The sequence below is a fragment of the Burkholderia torrens genome, from assembly GCF_984668525.1.
This window is the reverse complement of sequence record NZ_OZ480212.1, coordinates 921,243-947,844: the sequence shown is the minus strand read 5'-3', so window position 1 is coordinate 947,844 and position 26,602 is coordinate 921,243. Positions and strand designations below refer to the sequence as shown.

Genomic DNA, 26,602 nt, shown 5'->3' with positions numbered 1-26,602 from the left:
ACCTCGGGGATGGGACCAACACCCGTCCAACCGGGAACCACCGCCGTGCATCGGGGCCGGCCGTCTGCCGTGCGACCGGTATGCCGGCCACATGGCAGACAGCCCCGCGCGCTTACGACGACGTGCTCGTCGAGATGACAGCCGGTGCCGGCGCGACCGGTGCTGCCGGTGCGGCCTGCTGGTCGACGGCAGCCGGCCGCAACGCCTGGGCCGGGTCGGACAATGCCGGCATGTCGGCAGACGGCGCAGCCGGTGCGGCAACGGATTCGACCGCTTCGGGCACCTTCGCGTCGGCGGCAGGCATGTCGGCCGGCGCTGTGGCGGCAGCAGGCTGCGCGGCTTCCGGCGCGGGCGCTTCGACCGCCGCTTGCGACGCCGGCTCGGCAGCCTTTGCATCGGCTGCCGGCGCCGCGACGACGGCAGCAGCCGGCATCGGTTCGGCAACCGGTTCGCCGGCAGCCTGCGCTGCGTTGTCGGTCGCGACCGGCATCGGCTCCGGCGCCTTGTCGGCTACTGGCTGTGCGGGCTCGGGTGCCTTCGCGTCAGCTACCGGCTGGGCAGGCTCGGGCGCCTTCGTATCAGCTACCGGCTGTGCGGGCTCAGGGGTCTTCGTGTCGGCAACCGGCTGCACGGCCTCGGGCGCCTTCGTGTCGGCCACCGGCTGCGCAGGCACGGGCGCCTTCGTGTCGGCTACCAGTGCGGCAGGCTCTTGCGATGACTTGTCGGCAACCACCGGCGCAGCAATGATGGCCGCAGCCGGCACGGCTGCCATCGCTGCCGCCGGTACGACCGCGGCGGCAGGCGCGGCGGCGACGGCGGGTGCCGCGGCAGCCACATGCGCTGCCGGCGCTGCAGCAACCACAGGTGCAGCAGCCGCAACGGCCGGCGCTGCGACTGCCGGAGCGGCTGCGGCGACTGCCGGCGCCGCCACTGCCGGCGCGGCGGCAACTGGCGCCATCGCCGGGACCGGGACCGGCACCGGAACAGGCGCGGCCTGCACCGACGTCGTCTGGATCGGACGCGTCGGCGCGGGAGCCGGTGCCGGCGCAGCCGAACCGAGCGGCGGCAGGCCCATGCGGTCGCGCACGATCGGATCGCGATACTTCACGTCGTCGGCGACGGTCGCTTCGACGCTCGGCGCCACGTTCGAACGCGCGAGTGGCGCGGTCGTGCCCGGGCACAGGTGGCCGGTCGCTTCCACCGCGCGCCGGTTCGCATCGCTCTGGCACAGCAGCGCGAGCGCCACGTCGGTCAGCCCCATCGCGCGGAATTCACGCGCATCGAGACGCCGGACGCACGCCTGGTCGACCAGTGTCGTGCCGCCCGTCGCGCCGAACCCCGGGAACGACACGCCGACGCTCACCGATCCCATGCAGGTATCGGACAGCGTGGTCGTGAGGCCCGGTGCCTGGATCGACGGGTTGGTCTTGATCGTCTGCGTACCCGAGTAATTGACGTTTTCGGAAGTCTGGGTGTTGTAGGGGTTGGTGCCTGGCGAGCCCGACGTCTGGAGCGTGCTCACGCTCTGCGGCGTCACGTTCGAGCCACCGCTGGTGCCGGACGGCATCGTCACGTTCACGTTCACGCTCGAATTGCCGCTGCCACGCACCCCGCTGCTGCTCGTTGCATTGCCGCCGCGCGAACTCGTGGTGTTCGTGTTCATGCTCGAGCCGCCGCCCTGGCTGATCGCCGTCGACGACGTCGAGGATTGCGCGCTCGAACTCGAGTCGGCAGTTTGCGCCTGGGCACCGATCGTGGTCATCGCGAACATCGCCGCGCATGCCACCCTGATCCTGTTGCTGTTCATTTCACTCTCCGGACGAGGTTATACCTCCCACCCAGGCAACCGTGCTACTTCCCCTGAATGACTTCAGTTCTTGCTGCTTCCCCGAACTGCTTCCAGCCGCTACCCAGCTGGGACCACGGGCCATCCGACATTCCCTGCTGCTGGGCGTCCGATGCGCCGATGGCACTGCCCGACGAAAGCGATTGTTGTTCCGACGGTCTGGTTGTCTGAGAAGGGTTGTTTGACGTCTGCATATTCGATTGCCCACCATCGGCAGCACGGTCAGCGCCATATGCCGTCAGTGACGCGAGCATCAGAGCGGCGGCAATCAGGTTCTGCTTCATGCCAACTCCTTACGTGACAACAAGGCGGGAAAAGAGACCAGCGTCGCTGGGAAACTGGTCCCCCCACGCCTGACTAATGACTGCTCCCGGTCGCGCTCGAACTGCCCTGGCTTCCGCCCGACGCGGACGGCGAGCCAGCCGGACCGGTACTCCACGCGGTCGACGAGTTGTAGTGATTCGAACCCGTGATCGCAGCCGATCCGCCACTGCCCGTCAGTCCAGCGGCACCCGCGTTGGCATTGCCGTTGTCGTTCGCGCCCGTGGCCGTGTAGTGGTTGGCGCCGAGTACGATCGTGGCGGTCACCCCTCCCGACAGTGCGTTTGCGTTCTCGTTCGTTTTGCTGTTTCCGCCGTACGAGCCTGCGGCACCGATACCGCCGCCTGCCGCAAACGCGCCCCCGTTCGTGCCGGAACCGCTGGCCGTCGAGGTCGAGTTGTGGTTGGCGGACGCCGTGCCGACGGAACCAGCGGGTGTCACGGTACTTCCGGCGCTCGCACCAGCCGTCGATGTCGAATTGCTCGTATAGCTGCCGGACCCGACCAGTACCGAACCGGACACACCCGCTGCGACGGATTGCGTCTGGTTGTTCGTGAACGAACCTGCTGCCATTGCGGCCGACGATAGGACGGTGAGCGCTGTCGCTAATATGACTTTGGCTTTCATAGCAATTCCTTGCCGTGAGAAAGTTCGACGGTGGCGGAGCCGAGCCTGCCCGCGCGGGGCAACGCCCGGCATCCGCACCGCCAGCCAATGACGAACGCTACGCGTCGCGGCTTAGTGGTGATACGTCCAGCCAACCGAGCCGGCGTTCGCACCGCTGCTGCCACCCGCTTGTGCGCCGCCGAAGCCGAAGCCGCCGACCGTCGACGTTTGGGTGTGGCTCGTGTACGAGACCGAGCCGCTGCCGGGGCCACCGGCGAGCGCGCCGGCTGCGCCGAGCGCCGCGCCGGAATCGGTCGCGGAGAAGTGGCCGAACCCGGCGACCCCGGCCATCGTCTGGCCACCGCTCGACGAGTTGCTGCCCGAAATCGTGCCGCTCGCTGCGAACGCTGCACCCGAAACCGCCAGAACTGCTGCTGCAATCAGAAGCTTCTTCATGGTCGACTCCATAACGGCGTGGAGAGAATGAGCAAGGAAGACCGCACGCCTTCGATCCTCCCGCCTCGAGCAATCCTTAAAAATAAGGATTACTATCAAATTTGTTTATTAACTCAGCAATGTAATTTTGTGATTTATGAATTTTGGCCAGTCGAATTCTAGTTTTGCTTTTATAAGTTGTCCAAAATTTATAAGTAGGTGTTTTCTATAATTTTTATGAACATTGAATTCTTTTAAAAAACTCAATTAATTTCGCGACCGCGATGATGCATAAATCATCCCGGATGACGATTTTCGATATCCCGTTGAAAACGGATACCGGCACTGGAATCCATTTTCGGAATCAAAAACGCGCGAATATATACCACCGCAAAATGCGACAGCCGTTCAAACTGCGCTCGTCAGTCGAGCGATGACGGCGCCGCATTGCAGCCAGATGGCATGTTTGCTCCCTGAGCTGGCAAAGAAAGGGCTTCCGGGCAATCCGGCGTGCGTGCGTTCGATCTAATCCGGCCAGCGCCGATACTGGCCCGGCGCGATCGAAACCGCTTTGCACGGTTGAAGACGAGACGGCGTCAGGTTGTACTGCACGACCAACATGACCCATCGTGGTGAACTGAAAGGAAGCGGGCACCGCTGTCGCCCGATTGCCGCGAGGCGCGACAACGTTTCCGGCGCGCGGCCGGTGCGGAGGCATGAAAAGCGGCAATGGAATACCCGCGACGCTGGCACGGCGTCGTGAGCACCACCCCGGTTTTTCCAACTACCCCAATGGTGCGCAAAATAGGCGCAGATCACACTACTGCTTTTGGTCTTCATCGCCGTTTCCCCGACTGCTTATTGACGAGTTGGCCGCCCCCACATCGTTGTTGCATCGTGTCGACCGCTCGCCGGTGCGTTGAATATCGCAAGCGGCGTGCCACACGTTGTTCCGTCGTCCATTGCGCGTGACGGACCGCCTCAAGATGGGGGTATTTCTCCAGAAGCGACATTTTTTGTTTCAGGAATGTATCGCGGCAAAGGTTTGGCACCCGCCGAGATCATTGAGCGTCACGACGCAATACCGCGATTAGACGGACGAATCCGGCCCGCGGAGCCTTGCCCGACAGCAAGATGAACGAGTGTTTCAAACTTGAGAAGCGCGCCGCCCCGTGGGCCGGGCTGCATCCGTCTTTCCGCTGACGAACGACGCTTCGCGGCGTTTGCGGCCGGGCTCCCGCGCGAAGACGAACGAGAATCGATTCTCCCGGCGCGCTGCCCCTGGGCCAGACGCAGCGGCCTTCGATGTGCGTCCGGCACGCGTGTATCGCGATCATCGAGACGAAATTGATTCATTCGTGAAAATACCGACACGATCACTCGATGACGATGCAGTCATCCGGGGTGTCATCGTTGTAATAATAAAAACAAATGAAAACGCGCAATTCCGACCGAAGCAGAGGCAACGACTTTTCATTTCCATTCGATTCAGCCTTCACACCACGAGTCATTCGGTAAGCGATACGCCGAAGAATTATCTTCAAGTAATTTTTCCCGAAATTTTCATCGATGAAACATATCGACCCGGCATCGCCCTTACGTTGGAAATCCCGTAAAATCCTGATTTATCGGGCATTTCTTCGTATCGAATTGCATTGCCCCCGCACTCGCCCCGCTTATATCCCTGTCCCCACGATACACGCCTGAAACACCCGCACGCTCGTCGAACGGCGGTCGCATGGGCATGCCCGCGCCCGACGGGACTGCAACGTCGATGGCATGCCGATTGCCTGAGATCCGGCTCTCATCGAGCGGCACGCCACGGCACACGTATCACGGTCGGCGGCCGCCTTGCCAGTCAGCGTGCCGGGGGGAAAGGCGATGAAGATCACCTGTTGTCGATCGACGCTCGCGTCATTCAAGCATCAACCGAGTAGTCAGCGAAACCGGAGCACCCGTCGCGGTGCTTCGTCGAGATCAGCCCATTCGAACCGGCCCTTGCCGAAGCGATGCGCGTACGACGGGATGGAGCAGGTACGCGCCGCCGTCGAGCAGCTCGACGTGTGGTTCCTGGAAATGGTTGACGAAGTGGAAGGCGATGAATGACAGGCTCGCGCACGAAACGCGCGCCGGTCAGCGCATGCTCGTGACGGTCGCCCTGAAACAACCGCCGTGCGGCGGCACGTCAGCCGAGCAGTTCCTTCTTGCGCAGATGCACGACGTCGCGCATCGGCGGCGCGCCGAACAGCCGGCTGTATTCGCGGCTGAACTGCGATGCGCTTTCGTAGCCGACGACGGCCGCCACCGACCCGACGTCGCCGCCCTGCCGCAGCAGTAATCGCCGCGCCTCGTGCAGCCGCAACTGCTTCTGGTACTGCAGCGGGCTCAGCGTCGTCACGTGCTTGAAATGATGGTGCAGCGACGACACGCTCATGTTGACCGCCTGCGCGAGCGACTCGACGCGCATCGGCTCCGCGAAGTGATCGCGGATCCATTCGATCGCCCGCGCGATCCGGTGCGTCTGGCTGCCTGCGATGGCCATGTGCCGCAGCCGCGTGCCCTGCCCGCTCGTCATCAGCCGGTACAGCACTTCCTTTTCGATCAGCGGCGCGACGACCGGAATGTCGCCGGGCGTATCGAGCAGGCGCAACAGCCGCAGCGCGGCGTCGAGCAGCGGCGGCGTCAGCTCGGCGAGCGCGATCCCCTCGCCTTCCGGGCCCGCGTCGGGCTCGGGCAGCCGCATCTCGGCCGCAAGCTCGACGATGCGCTGCGGATCGAGCGTGAGCGACAGGCACAGGTACGGCGCATCCGCCGACGCGCGCGTCACGCGCGAGAGGATCGGCAAGTCGATCGACGTAATCAGGCAATTGTGCGTGTCGTATTCGTAAGCCTGGCCGGCCACGATCACGCGCTTCGCGCCCTGTGCGGCGATCACGAGCGCGGCCCGCGACACGCCGCAGCCGAGATCGACCGGACGCGTGTGCCGATGCAGCATCAGGCCCGGCACGGCCGTCGAATGCGAGCCGTCGGCCGGCGCGAAACGGCCGATCAGCGATGCCAGCTCGCGCCGCCCGGATTCGCGCGACGCCACGATATCGGTCATGTCCATGACGCATCCTCGAATGATTTCCCGTGTCGCGCGAGCATAGCGAAACGGCCTGCCGCGTGCCGGGGATTTGCAGGATTGTTCAATAAATTTGCAGGATTGGGTAGACGCAAAAAGCGGCGGCTCGCGCACACTCCCGGCTAACCTGCCCGTATGGCGGGTTTTCCCCATGGAGACATAAAAATGCCTACCTCGTTTGTCCTGAACGGCAAGAACGTCACGCTCGACGCCGATCCGTCGATGCCCGTCCTCTGGGCGATTCGCGAACATGCGGGACTGACCGGCACGAAGTTCGGCTGCGGCATGGCGCAGTGCGGCGCGTGCACCGTGCATCTCGAAGGCCAGGCCGTCCGCTCGTGCGTGCTGCCGCTCGCCGGCATCGCGGGCAAGCACGTCACGACGATCGAGGGTCTGCAAAGCAAGCCCGCGCATGCCGTGCAGGCCGCCTGGGTCAAGCTGCAGGTGCCGCAATGCGGCTACTGCCAGTCCGGCCAGATCATGTCGGCCACCGCGCTGCTCGAACAGAACCCGAAGCCGACCGACGCGGACATCGATGCCGCGATGAACGGCAACCTGTGCCGCTGTGCGACCTACGCCCGCATCCGGGCCGCGATCCACGACGCGGCAGCGACGCTGGGAGCCTGACCATGACGATCGAACTCGACAACAACGATACGGTGCGCCCGTCGCGCCGCACCTTCCTGAAGGCCGCGGGCGCCACGGCCGCGGTCGGCCTGACCATCGGCTTCGACTTCAGCGGCTTCGGCCGCCGCGCGCTCGCCGCGACCGCGCCCGCCGCCGGTTTCGCGCCGAATGCATTCCTGCGCATCACGCCCGACGGCACCGTCACGGTCATCGCGAAGCACGTCGAAATGGGCCAGGGTGCGTACACGGGCATCGCGACGATCGTCGCCGAGGAGCTCGACGCGAACTGGTCGCACGTGCGCGTCGAAAGCGCGCCGGCCGACGCGAAGCGCTACGCGAACCTCGCGTTCGGCACGATGCAGGGCACGGGCGGCAGCTCGGCGATGGCGAACTCGTGGCAGCAGTTGCGCGAAGCCGGCGGCAAGGCGCGCGCGATGCTGGTGTCGGCCGCCGCGACCCGCTGGAAGGTGCCGGCCGGCGAGCTGACGACCGCCAACGGCGTCGTCACGCACGCGAAGAGCGGCAGGACGGCGCCGTACGGCACGCTCGTCGCCGATGCGTCGAAGCTGCCCGTGCCGGACAAGGTCACGCTGAAACAGCCGGCCGATTTCAAGCTGATCGGTCACCGGATCCCGCGCGTCGATGCGTCGGCGAAATCGAACGGCACCGCGCATTTCACGCTCGACACGACGTTCCCCGGCATGCGCGTCGCGCTGCTGCAGCGCCCGCCGCGCTTCGGCGCGAAGGTGAAATCGTTCGACGCGACGGCCGCGAAGGCCGTGCCGGGCGTCGTGTCGGTCGTGCAGGTGCCCGGTGGCGTCGCCGTCGTCGCGAACGGCTTCTGGGCCGCGAAGCAGGGCCGCGACGCGCTGAAGGTCGATTGGGACGAAACGAACGCGGAAAAGCGCGGCTCGGACGAGATCATGCGCGAATACCGGCAACTCGCCGACAAGCCGGGCACGTCGGCACGCAAGGACGGCGATGCCGACGCGGCGATCGCGGGCGCGACGCGCAAGATCAGCGCGTCGTACGAATTCCCGTACCTCGCGCACGCGCCGATGGAGCCGCTCGACGCGGTCGTCAAGCTGACGGCGAACAGCTGCGAAATCTGGGCCGGCGACCAGTTCCAGACCGTCGATCAGGCCAACGCGGCCAGGACGGCAGGGCTGACGCCCGAGCAGGTGCAGATCCACACGCTGTATGCGGGCGGCAGCTTCGGCCGGCGCGCGAACGCGTGGTCGGACTACGTGGTCGAGGCCGTGTCGATCGCGAAGGCGCTCGGCGCGGACGGCAAGCCCGTCAAGCTGCAGTGGACGCGCGAGGACGACATCCAGGGCGGCTTCTACCGGCCGATGTACTTCCACAAGCTCGACGCGGGCCTGACCGCGGACGGCAAGCTTGTCGGCTGGCGCCACCGGATCGTCGGCCAGTCGATTCTCGCCGGCACGCCGTTCGAGGCGTTCATGGTCAAGAACGGCGTTGATGCCACGTCGGTCGAGGGCGCGGCGAACCTGCCGTACGCGGTGCCGAACGTGTCGGTCGAGCTCACCACCGCGAAGACGGGCGTGCCCGTGCTGTGGTGGCGCGTGGTCGGCAGCTCGCACACGGCCTACGCGGTCGAGGCGTTCATCGACGAAGCCGCGCACACGGCCGGCAAGGATCCCTACGCGTTCCGTCGCGACCTGCTCGAGAAGGAACCGCGGATGCGCGCGGTGCTGGACCTCGCCGCGCAAAAGGCAGGCTGGGATCCGGCCAAGCCGCTGCCGAAGGGGCGCGGGCGCGGGATCGCGGTCGCCGAGGCGTTCAAGAGCTATGTCGCGCAGGTGGCCGAGGTGTCGGTCGACGCGGACGGCAAGGTGAAGGTCGAGCGCGTGGTGTGCGCGGTCGATTGCGGGATCGCGATCAATCCCGACATCGTCGCCGCGCAGATGGAGGGCGGCATCGGCTTCGGGCTCGGCGCGGCGATGCACAGCGCGATCACGCTGAAGGACGGCCAGGTCGAGCAGCGCAACTTCGACGGGTACCACGTGCTGCGGATGGCCGAGATGCCGAAGGTCGAAGTGCACATCGTGCCGTCGGCCGAGGCGCCGACCGGGGTCGGCGAGCCGGGCGTCGCGCCGGTCGGCCCGGCCGTGGCGAACGCGATCTTCGCGGCGACGGGCAAGCGGCACTACGGGCTGCCGTTCGATTCGGCGGACAGCGCGAAGGCCTGATGCGACGGAACGCCGGCTGCGGGAAGAAGATATTCCGCGGCCGGCGTGTTTTCGCGCGAGACTCGATGTAGGGTTCGATGTCGGCAAAAATTGCCGGCAATTCATTGATTTACATACACAATTCTTCAAACCTGTAGGGTTCGATGTCGGGTTAGTCGTCAGCCGAAAAACCCTCGTATATCTCGCCCCACCTCCCTCTCCCCACGTTACATCAGACGTAACGCCCGTAACGTCGCCCGCCGATGCTACGTAACAATCCTTCAACATTGTTCTGCCCCCTTCACAACCCACATCGCGCCTCACGTTAAAAATTCTTTTAAATTCAAATATGTAGAGCCACCCGCATCGGCACGGCCGTCAGCTGGCGACCGTCAATTCTTCCCCTGGCCCGGAAGTTGCAGCACAGGACCCGCAAACACTCCTTTATGGACATGCGAGGGCCACCATGGATTGCAAATACCTGTACATCGACAACATAAAAATCAACTTCGTGCGCCGCACGATCGAGATCGACAACACGATCGTCGACGTCACGCCGCGTGAATTCGACGTCGTCGAATTCCTGCTCGACAACATGAACAAGATCGTGCCGCGGCAGGCAATCCAGGAGGCCGTATGGGGCCGTGAGCTCGGCGTGTCGTCGCGCACGCTCGACACCCATATCTCGCGTATCCGTTCGAAGCTGCGGCTCGACCACGACAAGAACCTGCGGATCATTCCGATCTACGCGGTCGGCTATCGCCTGGTGCTGTTCGGTGCGGCGATGACGCACGTCGAGCGCCACGAAGCCGCGCCGATCCTGCGAGCCGCGCCGCAACCCGCGATGGCCGCCGACTACGCGTGACGCTTCGCCCGCGCGCCGCCTGCTCGCGGCGCGCCGGCCACGTTCCCCTTACCGCGCTGCGCCAAGCCGCAGCGCTTCGCGGCCTGCCGGCCGGACCCGGCCTGCACGCCATCCGGCCCGCCATCCCGCCGCGCCCCGACCGCCGCCTCCGGGCGGCGGTTGCTTTTGGGCGCCGGTCGCGTCCTGCCCGGCTTCCTCACGCTTCGTAGCGCACCGCTTCCACGATCGCCGGGCAATGCACGCGACTACGGATTCCGGCGCGGCACGCGGCCATGGCCGTCCCTACAATCGACGCAGCAGCCGCGCGCCCTTCCGCGCCGCCGGCCCCAGAATAACCCGTCGAATCAACGCCGAATCCGCCCCGATCCCGCCGTGCCTGCGCTGTTCCTGACGAATGCCGACGCCGGCGACGCCGCCAGCCGGGCGATGCCCGCCGCTTCCGCGCCGCCCGCCGCTGCGCCGGCCGCGGTCGCGCTCGACGCGTCGCCCTACCTGCCGCGCCTGTCCGCCGCCGCTGCGCGCGGGCTGTCGCACGCGTACTGCGCAACCGGCGCCGCCCCGGTCACGCTCGGCGAGCACGCGTACGAGGTGCGCTGGCGCGTCGACGCGGAACCGGCCGCCGATGCACACGCCTACCGCTTCGTCATCGGCCCGGCCACCGGCACGCTGTGGATCGATCCGGTCGCGGAAACCGAATGGCTCGGCGACGCAGCCGATCCGGCCGTGCCGGCCGTGATCCGCGCGGCGTTGCTCGCCGACCTGTGCGCGCCGCTCGCGGCCGTGCTGCAGGCCGCGACGCGGCAGCGCGTGGAACTGCTGCCGCCGCCCGACAGCGTGCCGGCCTGGCGCGCGGTGCCGGACGCGCTGCGCTTCGAGCTGCGGCGCACCGATGCCGCGTGGCGCTGCCATGGCGCGCTGCTGTTCGACGTGCCGGACGCACTGGCCGTGTTCTTCGCGACCGCGCCGGCCGCGCTCGCCGATGCCCGCGCGGCCTACGCGAACCTGCCGGTGCCGCTCGTGTTCGAGATCGGCCGCACCGAGCTGACGACGGCCGAACTGGCCGACGTCGTCGGCGGCGACATCATCGCGATCGAACGCTGGCAGGCGCACGAGCAGAGCCTGCTTTGCGTCGCGCGGCTGCCGGCCGCGCCGGCATGGGAGATCACCGGACGGCCGTCGGGCAACCGGCTGACCGTCGAACGAATCAGGGAGATGCCTTTGGAACCGACCCGCACCGACAACGCGCCCGCCACGACACACGACGCGCCCTCCGCCGATGCGCCACGCACGCTCGACGGCCTCGCGGTCGACCTGCGCTTCGAGCTGCCGCCCACGTCGATGCCGCTCGGCGAGCTGAGCGCGCTGCAGCCGGGCGCCGTGATCGAGCTGCAGCAAGGGATCAACCAGAGCGTGATCCATCTCGTCGCGAACGGGATGCTGATCGGCACGGGCCACCTGATCGCGGTCGGCCAGAAACTCGGCGTGCGTGTCGTCACGCTGACGCAACCCGCACCGCGCGAGCGCTGAACGATGGGCAGCCTGCCGAATCCGGTCGCGCTGATCGCGGTCATTGCGGCGCTCGGCATCGCGCCGTTCGCGGCGCTGATGGTGACGAGCTACACGAAGCTCGTGGTCGTGCTCGGCCTGCTGCGCTCCGCGCTCGGGATCCAGCAGGTGCCGCCGAACCTCGTGCTGAACGGCATCGCGCTGATCCTGTCGCTGTTCATCATGGCGCCCGTCGGGATGTCGATCCGCGATGCGCTGCAGGCGCGCCACTTCGATGCGTCGGCGCAGTTGTCGACCGCCGATATCGGCGCGCTCGCCGACGCCGCGCTGCCGCCGATCAAGGATTTCCTCGTGTCGCACACGCGGCAGCGCGATCGCGAGTTCTTCGTGCGGACCGCGACGTCGGTGTGGCCGAAGAACCGCGCGGACGGCATCAAGGACGACGACCTGCTCGTGCTGGTGCCGAGCTTCACGCTGGCCGAGCTGACGAAGGCGTTCCAGATCGGCTTCGTGATCTATATCGTGTTCATCGTCGTCGACCTGCTGGTCGCGAACATCCTGCTCGCGCTCGGGATGCAGATGATCTCGCCGACGACGATCTCGGTGCCGTTCAAGCTGCTGCTGTTCGTCGCGCTCGACGGCTGGTCGCTGCTCGTACACGGGCTGGTGATGTCGTACCGCGTGGCGGGCGCGGGATGAACGCGCGCGGCCTGCGAATCGCGGCCGCGTGCCTGTGCGCGCTGGTCGCGCTCGCGCTTGCAGGCCTGTCGGCGCGAGTCGCGCAGGCGGCCGGCAGCGGCGCGGGGTTCGCTCGACTCGCGCGCGCCTGCGCGCCGAACGTCGATCCCGATACGCTCGCCGCACTCGTGCGCACCGAGTCAGGCTTCAATCCGTATGCGATCGGCGTGGTCGGCGGCCATCTGGCGCGCCAGCCCGCGTCGCTCGACGAAGCGCGCGCGACCGCGCGCGACCTCGCGGCGCGCGGCTTCAGCTACAGCGTGGGCCTCGCGCAGGTGAACGAGCGCAATTTCGCGAAATACGGGCTCGATGAAGCGACGATGTTCGAACCGTGCCGCAACCTGCAGGCCGGCGGCGCGATCCTGACCGAATGCTTCGCGCGCTCGTCGGGCACCGGCCGCGCCACGCAGGCCGCATTGCGCGCGGCACTGTCGTGCTACTACAGCGGCAACTTCACGACCGGCTTCTCGAGCGGCTACGTGAGCCGCGTCGTCGCCAGCGCGCAGCGCAACGCGCGCGAAGGCGGCGTCGGACCGATTCCCGTCGTCGGCGACCCGCCGCCGCCCGCGCGCCAGCGGCGCATGGACGCGGCCGCGACCACGCCGCCGGAGCGCGCACGCCGGCTGCCGTCGCCTGCCGCGTCCGCCGACGCGCCGTCGTGCCACGCCCGCCCGGTCGTGATGATGTGCCGCGGGCTCGCGGCCAGCCAGGCGAAGCGGCTGTGCGTGAAGTGTCTCGACGAGTAGCGATGCGCGCCCCGATTTCAGGGGCGCGAACGGCGCTGGCGCGGCACCGCCATCGGGCTGCGGGCGTCTCGTAGCGTGCGGCGCGCTCGCGCGGCGGCCGCGCCGACGAGCTACGAAACAGCGGCGATCCGGCCGCAACGCCTATCCCTACACTCGTCGGATCGCGTCGCGGCGCGCGTGGCGCCGCGCCTTCAGGGAGACGAGCATGCTGTTGATCGACGGATTGGGACTGGGCGTCAACTGGCAGCGCTTCCTGTCGGAAACGCTGAACCCGGTCGTCGCACCGCCGCCCCCGCCGCCGCCTCCGCCGAAGAAGGACGACCCGTCGGCCGGCCCCGCGAACCCGGTCGCGGCGCCGCCGATTCCGGTGACCGCCACGCCGTCCACCGATCCGTCGAAGCCGACCAACGCCGAGATCGCGTCCGCGACCTCGCTGGTCCAGAGCATGGCCGCGCAGTACACGGTGCCGCCGCCCGACATCACGGTCGAGAACGACAAGACGCAAGCGGTGCAGAAGGCGATCCAGGCCGCGCAGACGCAATACGACGACGCATCGCAATCGCTGCAGGGCGCGCAGAACGTGCTGCGCCTCGTGAACCGCGATCCCGAATCGACGCCCGACGACCGCAAGACCGCTCAGGATGCCTATGCGAAGGCGCGCACCGCCGCCGACAGCGCGCAGCGCGACCTGAACGTGACGACCGACGCGGGCTACATGATCCTGTACGGCGAACAGGCGAACGCCGACATGCCGGCCGGGATGAAGATCGACGACTCCGGCAAGGTGACCGATCCCGGTGACGCGCAACATGCCGCCGACCAGCAGTTCAAGACGCTGCTGGCCGCGTTTCCCGAGCACGCGAACGATCCGAATTGGGTACCGCAGCAGAGCGACTGCAAGAACCCGCTGCAGATCCGGCTCTTCGACAACTGGCAGACCGCCAGTGCAACGGCCGCCGTCGGCGCGTCGAAGTACTACGCGGACGTCGCGAATTCGAACCTCGCCTATACGCAGTTCCAGTCGTATCTCGCCGATCCTGACTACAAGAGCGCGCTCGACTCGGGCGTCAGCCGGCTCAACAAGGCACTCCAGCCGCTGGAACTGCAGGTCACGATGCCCGACGCGCCGGCGTCGCAGGACGCCGCGCAGCAGGCCGTCACGGCGGCGGCGAAGGACGCGAACTATGCGAATGCCGCGGCCGGCGCCGCGAAGGACAGCCTGACGCTCACGAACGCGCAGCAAACGTACGACTCGGTCAGCGGCAAGGAAGGACCGACGGTGATCGTGGCGAATGCCGTGTCGGATGCGAAGACCGCGCTCGCCCGCGCGCAGACGGCCGCGAACACGAGCGGCAGCTATCTGCAGATGCTGTCCGCGCAACATCAGGTCGACACGCTGCAGGCCGACTACACGAAGAAGCAGCAGGCCGCCGACGCCTGGCACAAGGCCAACCCGGGCTCGATGCTGAAGGATCCGCAGGTCGACCTCGACGTCGGCGACGCCTACGCGAAACTGTCGCAGGCGCAGCAGCAGGCCGGTATCGCGCACGACGGTTTCGTCGCGACCTACGGCGCGACGCTCGCGCAGCAGTATGACGACCAGGCGTCGCAGATCCAGGCGCAGGTCAACGCGCGCTCGATCTTCACGAAGCCGACGACCCAGCCGCCGCTGTTCGCGCCGTCGCTGTCGACCGCAAGCGGCCTGCCTTCCCTGCCCGCATCGTCGCTGTCGACCGCTGCGAGCGCCGCCCCCACCGGCACGCCGACGCTGCCGACGTCGTCACCGTTGCCCGCGCCGTCGCTGTCGACCGCGAATGGCGGCCTGCCGCCGTCGCTCGCCGACTCGTCCCCGTTCGTGCTGCCGCAGTCGCCGGCCACGCAGGCCGCGCCGGCGGGCCCGACGCTGCTCGATGCAAAGCGCCTGCAGGTCGTCGCAGGCGCGATCCGCGCGGCCGACAGCCGGCTCGCGGATTCGGTCAACGAGCGCGCGACCCAGGCCGCGCTGTCGCAGGCACGCATCCAGCAGACGCAGGCCAAGAGCACGCTCGCCTCGGTGCAGAAAGAGTACGACGACTGGGCGGCCGCGAATCCGCCGCCCGTGCGGTTCCGCTACGTCGCGGGCGACGACATGATCCCCGCGCCGTCGACGCCGCGGCCGAACCTGTACCAGGACCAGCTCGACAAGGCGAAGGCGGCCGTCACGCAAGCCGACAACGCGGTACAGCGCCTGCAGCTGCTGAGCGAGACGTCGCACCAGCAGGTGTTGATGGACCGGTTCGACGCGGGACTCGACGAGCGGCTGCGCTACGCGGCGCCCGATTCGGATGCCGGCAACGACTACAAGAAGGCGCTGCACGACTTCTACGAGGCGCATCGCGGCGAACTGTCTAACTCGCTGCTCGACGCGGCGAGCGCGAGCACGCAGAACGGCAATACGATCGCGTTCGGCAAGCTGACCGACAACGAACAACGCAACCTGATCGGCGTCGCGCTCGGGATGCAGCCCGACGTGCCGAACACGGCCTCGTCGAGCGACGGTTCGGATCCCGTATCGCCGACGAACGACGACGTCGCGCGCTTCACCGACAAGGACAAGCTGTCGACGATCAACAGCGTGCGCGACCAGTTGCTGAAGGTCGGCGGCGGCGCGACCACGCAGGTCAGCGTGCTGCCGATGGTGTATGCGGCGAAGGACGCCGGCATGACGACCAGCGCGATCTTCAAGGTCACCGGCAAGGACGGCACGCAATACGTCGACGAGACGGCGAGCACCTACCACGACATCAACGACTACATCAACAACAACGAGCTGTCGAAGGACGGGACCGTCGACATCGCGACCGGCCACAACGCGGACGGCTCGCTACAGCTCGTGTCGAAGGCCGCGCATCATGAAAGCGGCTTCGACAGCTTCCTGAACACGCTGACCAGCACCGGCCTGAACATCGGCATGATGGTCGGCGGCATGGCGCTGGAAGGTCTCGGCGGGCTGCTCGACGGCACCGGTATCGGCGCGATCGTCGGCGTGCCGCTGAACATCCTCGGCGCGGGGATGATGTACACCGCGATCGGCGCATCGATGACGAGCGCGGGGCTCGACATCGCGACGCGCATGGAACACGGCCGCAGCATCAATCCGTTCACCGACGCGGGCGCGCGCGCCGACTTCATCAATCTCGTGCCGATGGGCGCGGCCGGCGCCGCCAAGCTCGCCGGCAGCAAGCTGTTCACGCGCGCAGTGACGGCGCTCACGCGCACGCCGAAAGTCGCGTCGCTGCTTTCCACCGGCGCGAAGGCCACCGCGATCGTGACCGGCGTCGGCGGCGCGGTCGAGGCGTTCGGCGAGGCCGGCGTCGACTATCTCGCGGGCGACAAGAAAGCGGCCGGCGAGCAACTCAAGTCCGGGCTCACCAACGTCGCGCTGATGGCCGCGGGCGGCCTCAAGGAACGCGCGGTCACGTCGGTGCGAACCCGCACCGGCCGGCCGGTGCCGATCCGCACGGCCGACGGCGAGACCGTCACGGTCGACAGCAAGATGCTCGGCCAGATCCTGAACAAGGGCGACGTGTCGTCGCTCGCCTACGGCCGCACCCGCGCGACGCTCGACGGCGAGGCCGTGAAGGTGTCGCCCGAAGGCATGCTGATGGTCGGCGACAAGATCCTGACCTACGACAACCAGCCGATCCGCGTGCTCGACAAGACCTCGAGCAAGCAGATGCCGCCCGGCAAATCGGTGGTGCTCGGCGAAGACGGCACGCTGTCCGTCGTGTCGGCATCGCCGAAGGAATGGACCAACGGCACGCGCATCGACGACGTGAAGGGAACCGGCGAGCGCCTGTCGTTCGGCCCGGACGGCGAGATGACCACGACGTCGAACGTCGTCCCGAAGACCCGACTCGAACTCCTCGATCACGCCATTGCGCAGACGAGCGAAGCGATCCGGCAGGCGCACGGCGCCGACGAGGAGGCGCCGCGCAGCCTCGCGCAGACGGCCGCCGAGAGCGAAACGGCCAGCACCGCGAGCAACGCCCGCAGCACGCAGCGCGCGAGCCAGGAGCGCGCGCGCGTCGATCAGCAGCACGACGAAACCGAAGTGGACCGCACGACGGCCGCGCGCAACGACCGGCGCAGCCAGGATGCGCAGGCGCTGCGCACGCGGGCCGCCGAGCTCGACGAACCGGCCGGCGCCGGCACGCGAACGAAGACGGACGGCACGCCGCCGCGCGTCGACGTGAAGGTCGTCGACCTGACGGACGAAGCGCCCGCCGCGCGGCCGGCCACGCGCGATCCGGCCGGCGTCGCGGTACCGCGCGGGCCGAGCGCCGAACCGCTGGAGGTCGGCGACCGCACCGTCTATGTCGTGCGCGACCGCATGGCGCAGGACGCACCCGGTGCACGGCCGTCCCCATTGCGCCCGCAGGATCTCGACGAACCCGTGATCGTCGTCGCCGGCGAGCATGACGCGGCACTGGCGCCCGAGCTCGCGAACCGCTGGCAGAAAGCCGTCTACGCGGCCGCGCCCGACGCGTTCGGCGCCGACGGCCAGCTTCGCGCGGACGCGCGCGTGCTGCGCTTCGATCCCGCGCCGGAAACCACGGCAGCCGAAACCGGCTTGCCGGGCGTTGCCGCAGCCGACGAAGCGGCGCCGGCGTCGCCCCGCCCGGCAGCCGGCGACGACACGGTGATCGTGCTGGCCGGCAAGCGCGGCCCGAACGAACCGGCGATGCCGCGCGCTGCCGCGACGGCCGAACCCGTCAGCGCGCTCGACGGCCTCTTCAGCGCGCCGAATCGCGTGCTCGTGCTCGTCAAGACGGAGCGCCCCGCCACCGTCGAGCGCACGGCCGAACGCGAGACGGACACCGGCAAAACCGCCGGCAAGGCGGCCGGCGACACCGCCGACCGGACGACCGCCCGCGCGAACGCGAGCGACGCGCGCCCGGCCGCCGCGAACGACGATATCGCACTCGCCGCCGCGCATCCGGAAACGACCGAAACGCCGCCGCCCGACCATGCCGCGTCGAACCCCGGCTGGATCACGCGGATGCAGATGCGTTTCGGCGGCGCGGCGCTGCCCGAAGCCGCGCAGGCGCTCGCGATGCAATCAGGTACGCTCGCGACGCAGTTGCGCATGCTGCAGGACGCCGGCTGGCGCGTGACGCTCGGCAAGCGCGGCGGCGGCAGCCGCATCGATCCGCGCAAGCGCCGCGTGACGATCGACGGCGGCCTCCAGCATCCGGGCAGCATCGCGTACACGCTCGCGCACGAAGCGCGGCATGCGGTCGAGGCAATGGCCGGCGTGCTCAATCTCGACTATGGCAACCGCAGCCGCTTCACGCGCAAGGCGCTCGAAGCCGAGGCGCGCGCCCAGATCAATGCGTTCGAGGCCCGTTACGAGATCCAGCTCGCGGGCGGCGGCGACATCGCCGCGCACATGCGGCTGCCCGATGCGATCGAGCACGAAGGCGACGCATGGCGCGCGCCGTCGCACGACTATGCGGGCACGGTCGGCCGGCTCGTCGATGCATTCGCCGACGCACCCGTGTCCGGCCGCGACGGCGAGACCTACCGCGACTTCTATCACGACGTCTGGGCGCGCCAGAAACGCCGCGGCGGCATTCCGCGCCGGATGCCCGCGCCGCAGACGCGCGAAACCGGCGACACGCCGCGCGGCGTGCGCAGCTTCGACGAACGCGTCGCGTGGAGCCGCGCGCATGCCGAGTACGCGTCGCCGTTCGGTGCGCGGCCGGCACCCACGGTGTCCGAGCTGCAGGCGGCCCGCAGCCGCCATTTCACGGTGCTGGAGGACGCCGGCGTGATGATGCTGCACGCCGACACGCTGCCGGACGGCACGCTGCTGACGGGCGTGCACGAATACGCGCTCGACCAGGCGCCCGCGTTCATGATCCAGGACGGCTATTCGATCGTGCTGTCCGCGCAGCAGGGCGGCGAAGCCGCCGCCGCGCAGCTCGCGAACCTGTGGCAACGGCCGGTGTATGCGCCGCCCGCGCACGCGGTCGGCGCGCATGCCGCATTGCTCGACACCGGCGTGTTCCGCCGCTTCGACCCGGCGCCCGCGGCACCGCACGACCTCGGCCCGCGGACGGCTGACGCCGAAGGCGTGCACGTCGAAGGCCGGCCGGGAGAACGGATCGACGTCGAACGCCACGTCGGCGAGCTGCTCGGCTCCGGCGGCGAGAAAACCGTGTTCGCGCTCGGCGACGACGCCGCGCTCGCGGTGTACGACAAGGGGCCCCATACATCGGAAGCCGAGCATCTCGACGCGGCGATCGACGAAAGCATCGCGCTCGACGATCTCGCGTCGTACGGCCTGAAAACCGTGACGATGAGCGGCCCGTTCTCCGCGCTCAACCGCGTCGCGGTACTGTACCGGCCGCTCGGCGTATTCCACAGCTTCGGCTTCGAGACCGGCGCGCTGCCGCGCGTGGTGTCGCGCGCGGCGCTCGAACATATCCGGCAGATCCGTGCCGTCGTCGAAAGCACGGGTATCGGCTTCGACCTGCAGGGCCTGTTCACGCGCAACGGCGATTTCCTGCTGAGCGACCCCGGTTCGATCGGCATGGGTGCAGGCGAGCACTTCACGGCATTGCAGCGCCTCGCGCTGATCGAGCGCGCGCTGACGAACGGCCTCGAACGCGGCAAGATCGAGCTCGCGCATCCGCAGCTCGCGGAAACGCCGGCACCCGGCGCGTTCGTGCAGAAGCCTTCGATCATCACGCGCGTGCGGATGCGCTTCGGCGGCGCACCGCTGCCGAAGGAAGCCTATCGCCTGATCGATGCGTCGGGCCTGCTGTCGCAGCAGATGCGGCTCGTGCGCGACGCGGGCTGGAAAGTCGTGCGCGGCACACCCGGCGAAGGCAGCAAGATCGACACGCAGCGACGCCGTATCACGATCGACGGCAACCTGCGCTCGACCGGCTCGATGGTCTATGTGCTCGCGCACGAAGCCGGGCATGCCGCCGAAGCCGTGACCGGCACGCTCGGGCTCGACTACGGGTCGACGCAACGCTACGTGCGCTCCGCGCTGCTGGCGGAAGCCCGCGCGCAGGCGAACGCGTTCGCGATCCGCGACGAAATTCGCGCGAACGCCGGCGTCGACGTCGGCCGCTACGTCGCGCTGCCCGATGCGATCGCCAACGAATACGGCCGCGTGCGGCCCGGCGATGCCGAATCGATCGCACGCCTCGCCGACGCGTTCGAACACGCGCCGACCTCGCTCGGCGGCATCAGCTACGGCGAGTTGTACCGCCGGCAGGCGCAGGCCGCGCAACCGGGCCGGGCGACGCTGGCCGCACCCGAGCACGACGCGGCCGCCGCGCTCGCGGCCGAAACGGCGTGGTCGCGTGCGCGCCCCGTCAAGGCCTCGCCGTTCGACGGGCGCGGCGTGGCGGGCGTGGACGGCCTGCGCCTGCTGCATTCGGACGGGCTGTCGTACGACCGCGAAGCCGGCATCGTGATCGTGCGCGGAACGACCGACGCGCAGGGCCGCCTCGTCGACGCCGACGGCCGCCCGTGGTCGCCGGTCGAGTTCACGCTCGCGCACCGCTCCGTGTTCGGCTTTCCCGGCGCGGCGATCATCCTCGCCGCGCGCAACGGCCGCGACGCGGGCGCGTGGCTCGCGAACGTGTGGCAACGGCCGGTGCACGTGCCGCCGACGATTGCCGTCGGCTTCGGCGCCGAAGCCGCGCTGAGCCCCACGCGCGCGTGGCTGCGCTACGACCCGGCGCCGCACACCCGCCCCGATCTCGGCCCGCTCGCGGTGGACGGCAACGGCGTCCACACGAGCGGCGACCCCGCCGCACGCCTGCCCGTCGAGCGCGTCATGGGCGCAGCGACCGGCGCCGGTATCGAAAAGACCGTGTTCGAGCTCGGCCGCCGCAATGCGATCGGGCTCTACCTCGGCACCGACAACCACGCGATCCTCAACCATATCGATGCGATCCGGCACGAGCAGGAAGGCCTCGCCGCCCTGCGTGCGTACGGGCTGAAGACGCTCACGATCGGCGGCCCGTTCGCCGCCTTCGACCGCGTGGCCGTGATGTACGAACCGTTCGCGTCGCTCAGCAGCCACGACGTGACCGCCGGCGTGCTGCCGGAGCGCGTCACGCTCGACGCGTTCGCGCAGCTCGATCGCGCGAGCGAGATCACCGCGCGGCACGGCCTCTATTACGATTTCGAAGGCGTGTTCGACACCCACGGCGATTTCTACCTGAGCGACCCGTCGTCGCTCGACGTCGGTGCGCCTCGGCTGAACGTCGACGGCATCGTGCGCGACATCCGCGCGCTGCGCGTCGTGCTCGAGGACGGCATCGCACGCGGAGCGATCGAGCTCGCGCATCCGGAAATCACCGAACATCTGCCGCCCGATGCGTTCGCGCAAAAGCCGTCCGTCATCACGCGGATCCGGATGCGCTTCGGCGGCGCGCCGCTGCCGAAGGAGGCCTACGCACTCGTCGACCGCTCGACCCTGCTCAGCGGGCAGGTCGCGCAAGCGCACGCGGCCGGCTGGAAAGTCGTGCTCGGCCGCCCCGGACGCGGCAGCCGCATCGACACCGCGAAACAGCGGATCGTGCTCGACGGGCGGTTGCGCGGCACCGGCACGCTCGTCTATGCGCTCGCGCATGAAGCGCAGCATGCAGTCGAGACGATCACCGGCCAGCTGGCGCTCGACCACACGTCGCCCGAAGCATGGACCGACAGCGCGCTGCTGGCCGAGGCGCGCGCGCAGGCGAACGCGTTCGCGGTACGCCGCGAACTCGCCGGCGACACGGGCATCGATATCGCGAAGGACGCCCACCTGCCCGACGCGATCGCGCGCGAGGCCGATCATGTGATGCCCGGCGACGAAGCCGGCCTGCGCCGGCTTGCGGCCGCGTTCGGCGACGCCGCGCCGTCGGTGCCAGGCCATGCCACCTATCGGGACTACTACACGAGCCAGGCAGCCGGCATGCGGGCCGGCGGCGTCCCGCGCGAGATGCCGGCCCCCGCCCCGCTGTCGCGGCGGCGCGCAACGGCGCCCGCGCACGCGTCGGGACCGGCCGTCAAGCGCGGGCAGCGTGCACTCGACCAGCTCGCCACGCACGGCAAGCGCGACCTGGTCCGCATCGACGGCGACCAGCTCGCCAGTGTCGACGACATGAAGGCGGCGTTCGGCAACGACGCCCATGTGCTGATCGCACCGCACATCGACCGGCCGGCCGACCGGATCGACGCGCGCCATCCGCAGCCCGAGTTCATCGCGAGCCTGCGCACGAGCGCCAACGGCAAGTTCATCGACAAGAAGCCGGCCTCGGACGAAATCGACCCGAAGGTCGCACAGGATGCGTTCCTGCCGCTCAAGTCGAAAGGCGACGCCAGCCGCAAGAACTACGACTACTACCTGTCGCCCGTCCCGCTCGACGAGTTGCTCTCGTTTGGCGGCGCCGCGCGCATCGAAGCGTACTTCGGCGAGCTGCGCCAGTGGGACGCCGAACCGTCGGCCACGGGCGCCGCCGACAACGTCGTCGCCACCGTGAAGCAGCTCGACGACGCGCCGCGCTTCCAGCGGCCGAAGCAGGCGGAAAAATACGCGCGCAAGCATCCCGGCACGCAAACGACGCTCTACGCGATCGATCGCAAGTCCGGCAAGGTGCTCGGTTACGCGACGCTCGATGCCGAGCAGAAATGGACGTACGTCGAAACCACGTCGCTGGGCGACGCGACGATCGCCGAGCGCGAGCTCGCCGACGCGTTCCGGCGACGCTCGCGCCTGTTGCCCGACGGGCGCCGCGGCGTGCGCTTCGTCGTGGCTGACGTCGCGCACGACGTCGTCGACAGTTACGGCGGCTTCGCGCCGGCCAAGATGCGCCGTGCGCTCGACGACCGGAAGACTCCGCTGTCGAAGCCCGATGCCTACGTCCAGCGCGTGCTCGGGCGGGTTCGCCCGTCGCTGCGCCAGAAGAACCTGGAAGCGGCCGATGCCGGCACGCCGAACCTGCTGCCGGCAACGCCGGACACCGCGCTCGACTTCAACGCACAGCATGCGCCGCAGCTGTTGCGCGCGATCGAGATGGGCGAGGTACCCGACGGCCATTTCGTGTACGTGTTCGATCACGAAGGGAGCGTCACCGACGCGCTGCGCGGCACGCTCACCGGCCTCGTCGCGGTGGAGGACGGCACGATCCGCTGGTACGACACCCTCGCCCAGTACCGCGACGGCGCCAACGAAGGCCTGCCGCTGGATCGGGCGACGATCGGCCGCGGGCCGTTCGGCGGGAACCAGCATTTCCTGCTGTCCTCGCTCGCCCCCGATGCGTTCGTGCCACGCGCCGCCGCGCTGAAGGAGGCCGCGCTGCAGGCCGAGGAAGCGGCTCGGCAAGCCGCGGCGGCCCAGGCCGCGCCCGCCGCACCGCCCGCCGCCGGCAAACGCAACGCAGGCGGCCGGCCCGGTAAACCCGGCCGCAAGGCCGCGCGCGGCAAACCGCAAGCGAAGCAACCGGCCGTTCAGCCGGCAAAGCCGCCGGCCGTACCCGCCGCCAAGCCGATCGCGCTCGAACCGTACCAGCCGGCGTTCGTGTCGAGCACGATCGTCGAATCGGTCACGCGCTACGGCAAGGCGAAGGTCGCCGATTTCGCGTCGACGCTCGAACGCGTCAAGGAATGGGGCAAGCGCGACCAGGGCAAGCACGACGGCAACGGCTTGACGCTCAGCGACGAGCCGCGGGCCATCATGGCCGACGCCACGCTGTGGAAGAAGATCTTCAAGTCGCTGGACATGTGGCGCGAGGCTTCGAGCCTGCATCCGCACGGCTTCGTCGCCAATCCGGGCGGCGGCCGCAACCGGCTGGTACGCCGTTCGCAGCGGTTCGCGATCGACCACGGCGCCGCGCGAACCGCCGACAAGAAGCTGATCGACGCGTACGCCGAGCTGCCGGCCGACATCCGCGACCGGCTCGTCCCGATGTCGCGCTCGTTCTCGCTGCGCGACGATCCCGAGCCGATGCGGCAGTACTTCGAGCAGTACGGCGGCCTGCTCCCGGCCGTCGCGCTCCAGGTCGATCCGTATTCGCAGGCTGCCGCCGTCGGCGGCAAGCAGGACCCGGGGCTGATCCAGCGCGCCAGGAAGTTCGGCGACCCGACGGGCGCCCGCTACGACGACGATACGGCGACGATCACGCGTACGGATCCCGACGGCACGCAACACACGCTCGAACTCGACGACCTCGCCCACCTGCACAAGTGGCTCACGGCGGCATCGAAATACGGCTTCCTGCTGCGGCTCGAGGCCGCGCCGTCGCGGCCGCTCGTGTCGCGCGAAGACGGTCACGCGATGGCCGGCACGAACAACGGGTATGCCGAGATCCGGCGCATCGCCGAATCGCTGGAAACGTGGGCGAAGCAGCACGAGGGCGAGAAGGCGCCGCTCGTGCTGCTGACCTTCCACGGCGCCGATGCCGTGCTCGAGCCGGTGCCGGGCGAAGGCCACGTGCAGTTGCTGGACGCCATCCTCGGCCGGAAACAGCTCGACTGGGTTCATGTCGGCCTGTCCTGGGGCACGCACGGCGACGACTTCATCGCGAATGCGGATTTGACGCGCGCGCTGGCGGCGAAGCTCGTCGACTACAAGCTGAACGCAGCCGGGAAGTTCGCGAGACTGCATGGCGGCGATGCACTGACGCGCGTCTACGAACCGGTCAGCGCCGAAGACTTCGCGAACCAGCAGCGCATCCTGTTCACGGAAGTCGAGCGCATCGCGAAGACGAAAGGCATGACGGACAGTGAGATCGCCGCGTTGCGCGACGAGCTGTACGAGCACAACACGTCGACGCTGCTGAACCAGGCGCGCCGCGCAACGAACGAGTACGGCCAGAGCATGTGGCGGCGCATCGGCGACGACGACGTCGGCAAGCTCGAAAAGAAGGCGCGCGAGATCGGCCGCGACTGGCTCAAACGCCATCGCGCCGGCACGCCCGCGCGGCCGAAGCTGGCGCCGCAGCCGGCCTCCGACAGCCGCCTGCACTGGAAGAAGGTCACCGGCCGGCCGGCGCTGCAACACGACGGCTCCCATCCGATCGGCGCCAACCGCAAGGCCATCGCCCAGCCCGATGCGCCCGCCGCCGCCAACGCGACGATGGACGAGGCTGCCGCGCATCTCAACGCGCTGCGCGTGCACCGGCCGTCGAAGGAACCGTCCGACCGGAGGAAGACGAACATCACGAGCGGGATCGTCCTCGGCGCGTCGAGCCTGATCGGCCTCGACGCCGCGTTCCACTGGATCAACCCGACCGTCATGAGCAACATGTCGTCGTCGTTCCTGCTCGCGTCGCGTCTCGGGCGCGTGTTCCAGGTGATGCACCAGGGCGCCATCCGCAGCCTGCAATCGGGCGACCCGAAAGCCGCGGTCGCGGCGCTCTCACATCTCGAGACGACGCTCGTGCGGCAATTCGGCTCCCAGACGCACGAATACGGCGAACACCGGCCGATCCAGCTCGACGCCGCGGTACGCGACGCGCAGGCGATGGCGAGACAATACGTCCGGCAATACCGGCGCGGGACGATGAGCTTCGAGGACGCCAAGGCCAACATCACCGCGCTCGCCGACGACGTGCTCACGCAGATGCAGGGGTTCGTCGGCGGCACGTCGTTGCAGCAGCTTCACGCGGGCAATCCGCGCAGCCGGCTGGGCATCGCCGGGCGCGCGGGCACGGCCGTCGCGTCGGTCGCCACGCTCACGAGCGGCATCGGCAAGATCGCCGGCGCGCACGACTGGTTCGGCCTGGCGCTGGGTTCGACCGGCGTCGCCAGCGGCGTGCTCGGCGCCGCGTACGCGGGCGCGTCGTTCCTGATCGTGTCGCGGCGCGTGAACGCGGACAAGCGCAGCCGCGTCGTGCGCGTGCTCGATTCGGCGGGCGACTTCGCGTCGGTCGCGCTCGGCGGGCTGTCCACCGCGTCGCAATGGAAGCAGGGGGAATACGATCTCGCGGTCGCGACCGCGACGTCGACCGCGCTGCTGCTCGCCGGCCGGCTCAATACGCACTTCCCGAACGCCACGCCGTTCGTCAAGAAGATCCCGACCGCGGTCGTCATGATTCCGGTCGCCGCATTCGGCTACAAGTTCATCATCGGCGTCGCGCCGATGATCGGCGGCCTGTTCAACTGGATCTTCGGCGGCGGCTCGCCGTCGCAGTCGAATCTCGCGCCAGGCGCGTTGCCGAGTACCACGCCGTCCGCTTTGCCGTCTGCCTCGCCGTCCGCTTCGCCGAGCGCCACACCGTCCGCCACGCCGTCGCCCACGACGAGCACGACGGCGCCGCAGCCGTCGCAGCCGTCGCAGGGCACGCCGTCGAGCCCGCCGGCGTCATCGAACTCGCCGCAGCCGTACATCGTCGTCGCCGGCGATTCGCTGTGGGTGATCGCGGACCAGCATCGCCAGTCGCTGCTCGACGCCGCGCAGGTGTCGCGTGCCGACCAGCAGGCGATGACGCGCGGCGAGCAGGACGCGCGCGCGCTGACCGAGATCCTGCAGCTCAATCCGTCGGCCGCGCGCGATCCGGGCCGTCTCGCGATCGGCACGCCGCTGAACGTCGGCTGACGGCCGAG

13 protein-coding genes are annotated in these 26,602 nt (G+C 68.7%); 8 read left to right on the top strand and 5 right to left on the bottom strand.

Translation table 11 applies throughout. The features are described 5' to 3' along the window. Positions 1-112: 112 nt before the first annotated feature. Positions 113-1,579: a chemotaxis protein CheA gene (locus AC5LXX_RS20530; protein WP_493412890.1), complete on the bottom strand. Its 1,467-nt coding sequence runs from the start codon at positions 1,577-1,579 to the stop codon at positions 113-115. On the opposite strand from AC5LXX_RS20530, the gene AC5LXX_RS20525 reads away from it, so the two are divergent. Beyond that, positions 1,554-1,868: a hypothetical protein gene (locus AC5LXX_RS20525; RefSeq protein WP_493412889.1), complete on the top strand. Its 315-nt coding sequence runs from the start codon at positions 1,554-1,556 to the stop codon at positions 1,866-1,868. The genes AC5LXX_RS20530 and AC5LXX_RS20525 overlap by 26 nt on opposite strands. On the opposite strand, the gene AC5LXX_RS20520 is transcribed toward AC5LXX_RS20525, so the two are convergent. From AC5LXX_RS20520 to AC5LXX_RS20505, 4 genes are all read right to left on the bottom strand, one after another. After that, entirely contained in the window at positions 1,852-2,130 is a 279-nt protein-coding gene (locus tag AC5LXX_RS20520; RefSeq protein ID WP_493412888.1) for a hypothetical protein, read from the bottom strand. The two genes, AC5LXX_RS20525 and AC5LXX_RS20520, sit on opposite strands and share 17 nt — an antisense overlap. 73 nt (positions 2,131-2,203) lie before the next feature. Continuing rightward, positions 2,204-2,794: a hypothetical protein gene (locus tag AC5LXX_RS20515; protein ID WP_493412887.1), complete on the bottom strand. Its 591-nt coding sequence runs from the start codon at positions 2,792-2,794 to the stop codon at positions 2,204-2,206. A gap of 111 nt (positions 2,795-2,905) precedes the next feature. Beyond that, positions 2,906-3,229 (bottom strand): hypothetical protein, encoded by a 324-nt coding sequence (locus AC5LXX_RS20510; RefSeq protein ID WP_493412886.1) that lies wholly within the window; start codon positions 3,227-3,229, stop codon positions 2,906-2,908. Between the two features lie 2,164 nt (positions 3,230-5,393). Further along, positions 5,394-6,317, bottom strand: coding sequence for an AraC family transcriptional regulator (locus tag AC5LXX_RS20505; protein WP_124449681.1), 924 nt, complete (start codon positions 6,315-6,317; stop codon positions 5,394-5,396). Positions 6,318-6,497: 180 nt separating this feature from the next. Here AC5LXX_RS20505 and AC5LXX_RS20500 point away from each other — a divergent pair, with 180 nt between their 5' ends. From AC5LXX_RS20500 to AC5LXX_RS20470, 7 genes are all read left to right on the top strand, one after another. Further along, the gene (locus AC5LXX_RS20500) at positions 6,498-6,959 is read left to right on the top strand and encodes a (2Fe-2S)-binding protein (protein WP_069252121.1); all 462 of its coding nucleotides are present in this window, start codon (positions 6,498-6,500) and stop codon (positions 6,957-6,959) included. A gap of 2 nt (positions 6,960-6,961) precedes the next feature. Continuing rightward, positions 6,962-9,172, top strand: coding sequence for a xanthine dehydrogenase family protein molybdopterin-binding subunit (locus AC5LXX_RS20495; protein ID WP_493412885.1), 2,211 nt, complete (start codon positions 6,962-6,964; stop codon positions 9,170-9,172). 445 nt (positions 9,173-9,617) lie between these two features. Next, complete coding sequence (locus tag AC5LXX_RS20490; protein ID WP_124449677.1) at positions 9,618-10,016, top strand: winged helix-turn-helix domain-containing protein; 399 nt, start codon at positions 9,618-9,620, stop codon at positions 10,014-10,016. Between the two features lie 372 nt (positions 10,017-10,388). Next, positions 10,389-11,543, top strand: coding sequence for a type III secretion system cytoplasmic ring protein SctQ (gene sctQ / locus AC5LXX_RS20485; protein WP_493412884.1), 1,155 nt, complete (start codon positions 10,389-10,391; stop codon positions 11,541-11,543). Between the two features lie 3 nt (positions 11,544-11,546). Beyond that, on the top strand, positions 11,547-12,221 hold the full coding sequence (gene sctR, locus AC5LXX_RS20480; RefSeq protein WP_124449673.1) for a type III secretion system export apparatus subunit SctR: 675 nt from the start codon (positions 11,547-11,549) through the stop codon (positions 12,219-12,221). Beyond that, positions 12,218-13,006 (top strand): lytic transglycosylase domain-containing protein, encoded by a 789-nt coding sequence (locus tag AC5LXX_RS20475; protein WP_493412883.1) that lies wholly within the window; start codon positions 12,218-12,220, stop codon positions 13,004-13,006. The genes sctR and AC5LXX_RS20475 overlap by 4 nt, the downstream gene beginning before the upstream one ends. A gap of 205 nt (positions 13,007-13,211) precedes the next feature. Further along, complete coding sequence (locus AC5LXX_RS20470) at positions 13,212-26,594, top strand: LWXIA domain-containing protein (RefSeq protein WP_493412882.1); 13,383 nt, start codon at positions 13,212-13,214, stop codon at positions 26,592-26,594. The last annotated feature ends 8 nt before the right edge of the window (positions 26,595-26,602 follow it).

Excerpts from the sequence above, each read along its gene's own strand:
- AC5LXX_RS20520 (WP_493412888.1), bottom strand. The coding sequence starts at position 2,130 with ATGAAGCAGAACCTGATTGCCGCCGCTCTGATGCTCGCGTCACTGACG.
- AC5LXX_RS20515 (WP_493412887.1), bottom strand. The coding sequence starts at position 2,794 with ATGAAAGCCAAAGTCATATTAGCGACAGCGCTCACCGTCCTATCGTCG.
- AC5LXX_RS20510 (WP_493412886.1), bottom strand. The coding sequence starts at position 3,229 with ATGAAGAAGCTTCTGATTGCAGCAGCAGTTCTGGCGGTTTCGGGTGCA.
- AC5LXX_RS20505 (WP_124449681.1), bottom strand. The coding sequence starts at position 6,317 with ATGGACATGACCGATATCGTGGCGTCGCGCGAATCCGGGCGGCGCGAG.
- AC5LXX_RS20500 (WP_069252121.1), top strand. The coding sequence starts at position 6,498 with ATGCCTACCTCGTTTGTCCTGAACGGCAAGAACGTCACGCTCGACGCC.
- AC5LXX_RS20495 (WP_493412885.1), top strand. The coding sequence starts at position 6,962 with ATGACGATCGAACTCGACAACAACGATACGGTGCGCCCGTCGCGCCGC.
- AC5LXX_RS20490 (WP_124449677.1), top strand. The coding sequence starts at position 9,618 with ATGGATTGCAAATACCTGTACATCGACAACATAAAAATCAACTTCGTG.
- sctR (WP_124449673.1), top strand. The coding sequence starts at position 11,547 with ATGGGCAGCCTGCCGAATCCGGTCGCGCTGATCGCGGTCATTGCGGCG.
- AC5LXX_RS20475 (WP_493412883.1), top strand. The coding sequence starts at position 12,218 with ATGAACGCGCGCGGCCTGCGAATCGCGGCCGCGTGCCTGTGCGCGCTG.
- AC5LXX_RS20470 (WP_493412882.1), top strand. The coding sequence starts at position 13,212 with ATGCTGTTGATCGACGGATTGGGACTGGGCGTCAACTGGCAGCGCTTC.